1 protein-coding gene is annotated in these 2,737 nt (G+C 67.6%); it reads right to left on the minus strand.

Going from position 1 to position 2,737, the window contains the following annotated elements; all coding sequences use genetic code 11:
* Positions 1-519 precede the first annotated feature (519 nt).
* Entirely contained in the window at positions 520-2,352 is a 1,833-nt protein-coding gene (locus tag QRO91_RS20155) for a monovalent cation:proton antiporter-2 (CPA2) family protein (RefSeq protein WP_197651107.1), read from the minus strand.
* Positions 2,353-2,737 lie beyond the last annotated feature (385 nt).

Genomic DNA, 2,737 nt, shown 5'->3' on the forward strand with positions numbered 1-2,737 from the left:
GTAGAGCCGAGCCTACGCTCGGCTCACGCGCGCAGCGCGGCTTTTTCGCAACCTGACCGAAGAGCAGCCGAGCATGGGCTCGGCTCTACAACCGTCCGCCCCACTCTTGTAGAGCCGAGCCTACGCTCGGCTCAAGCGCGCAGCGCGGCTTTATCGCAACCTGACCGAAGAGCAGCCGAGCACGGGCTCGGCTCTGCAGCCGCCCGCCCCGCCCTTGTAGAGCCGAGCCTACGCTCGGCTCAAGCGCGCAGCGCGGCTTTATCGCAACCTGACCGAAGAGCAAGCCGAGCATGGGCTCGGCTCTACAACCGTCCGCCCCGCCCTTGTAGAGCCGAGCCTACGCTCGGCTCACGCGCGCAGCGCGGCTTTTTCGCAACCTGACCGAAGAGCAGCCGAGCATGGGCTCGGCTCTACAGCCGACCGGCCCGCCCTTGTAGAGCCGAGCCTACGCTCGGCTCACGCGCGCAGCGCGGATCTATCGCGACCTGACCGAAGAGCAAGCCGAGCACGGGCTCGGCTCTACTCTTCCTCTTCCGGCACATCCTGCGGGTTCAGCGTCTTGCTCTCGCGCTTCGGCGCGGTGAACGGCGTCGGCGTCGGTACGCCCTGCGGACTGTTGCCGTAGATCATCCGCGCACCTGCATTCAAACCACCACCGGCAATCTCCAGCTCAAAACGCTCGGCATCGCGGCGACGGATCTGCTCGGCAATCTCCACCGCATCGTCTTCATCCGCACCCAGTTCCACCAGCGCGGCCTGGCCGAACAGCACCGCCGATTCAAACGTCTCGCGGATCTGGAAATCGACACCGGCATGGATCAGCCGCAGCGAATGCTCGCGGTCGAACGAGCGCACCATCAGCTTGGCCTGCGGGAACTCGTGCGACACCAGCTCAACAATGCGATCAGCCGCCTCGGCCTTGTCCACGCACACTGCAATCGCGCGCGCAGTGGCGGCGCCGGACGCGTGCAGCACATCCAACCGCGTGCCGTCGCCGTAATAGATCTTGAAACCGAAGCGCGCCGCGCTCTGGATCATCTCCACATCGTTGTCGATGATGGTCACGTCCACGTCGCGCGCCAGCAGCGACTGGCTGGCGACCTGGCCGAAGCGGCCAAAGCCGATCAGCAGCACGCTGCCGGACAGGCCATCGGCTTCGTCCACGCCGTCCATGTTCACCGTCGGCTTCGGTGCGATGCGCTTGTAGAGCAGCACCACCAGCGGGGTCAGCGCCATCGACAGCACCACCACGGCGGTGAAGTTGGCATTGATCTCCATGTTGATCACGCCGGCCGATGCCGCGGCGGAGAACAGCACGAAGGCGAACTCGCCGCCCTGTGCCATCAGCACGCCACGGTCCAGCGCCTGTGCGTGGTCGCTGCCCATGATGCGCGCGACCACGTAGATGCACAGCGCCTTGGCCGCCATCAACGCCAGCACCAGGCCGAGGATCAGCTGCCAGTTGCCCGCCACCACGCCCAGGTCCAGCGCCATGCCCACGCTGAGGAAGAACAGGCCCAGCAGGATGCCGCGGAACGGCTCGATGTCCGCCTCGATCTGGTGGCGGAAGGTCGATTCGCTGAGCAGCACGCCGGCCAGGAACGCACCCATCGCCATCGACAGGCCGGACAGCTGCATCAGCAGCGCCGCACCCAGCACCACCAGCAGCGCGGCGGCGGTCATCACCTCGCGCGCCTTCGATTCGGCCAGCACGCGGAACAGCGGGTTGAGCAGGAAGCGGCCGACCAGCACCAGGCCAACAATGGCGCCCACGCCGATCGCCACCGACAGCCAGCGTGAGCCTTCGCCATCGGCACTGCCCGCGCTCGGGCCCATCCAGGCCACCAGCGCCAGCAACGGCACGATCAGCAGGTCTTCGAACAGCAGGATCGAAACGATCTTCTGCCCCGACGGCAGCGCGATGTCACCGCGCTCGGCCAGCAACTGCATCACCACTGCGGTGGAGGTGAGCACGAAACCGGTGGCGCCGATGAAGGCCACCTGCCACGGCAGCCCGAACAGCTTGGCGATGCTGGTCAGTATCAGCGCACAGGTGACGATCTGCAGCGTACCCAGCCCGAAGATTTCCTTGCGCAGGCTCCACAGGTGCGAGGGCCGCATTTCCAGGCCGATCACGAACAGGAACATCACCACGCCGAGTTCGGCGGTATGCAGGATCGCCTGCGGGTCGGAGAACCAGCCCAGCCCGAACGGTCCGATCGCCAGGCCAGCAGCAAAGTAGCCCAGTACCGAGCCCAGGCCGGCCCGGCGGAACAGGGGCACCATCACCACCGCCGCGCCCAACAGGGCCACGACCTTGACCAGCTCGCTGGTCGCTGCTTCTACCGCCATGCGGTGTTTTCCCCAAGATCCAGAATCGGGTTCAACAATAGAGCAATGCCGATGACGGCAATAGCACGCATGTTGCGCCGGATTGTCTTGGAGCTGGAACGATGCCGACAGCGACCCCCGACATCATCCCGAAATCGTTGCAAGTCGCTGTAGAGCCGAGCCCCCCCGCGCCCCCCCCCCCCCCGGCGCGCCCCCCCCCCCCCCCCCCCCCCCCCCCCCCCCCCCCCCCCCCGGCCACCCCGGCCCCCCCCCCCCCCCCCCGCCCCCCCCCCCGTCACCGCCTCCGAGCCGCCCCCCCCCCCCCCGCCCCCCGCAATTGCACGCACGTGGTTAGAATATTCCCCGGCCCCCGCAGCCCGCCCCGCCCAGCGCGGCGGGTTCTCAT

It is taken from the genome of Stenotrophomonas maltophilia group sp. Smal32 (assembly GCF_030237085.1).
GTDB classification, from domain to species: Bacteria; Pseudomonadota; Gammaproteobacteria; order Xanthomonadales; family Xanthomonadaceae; genus Stenotrophomonas; species Stenotrophomonas maltophilia_Q.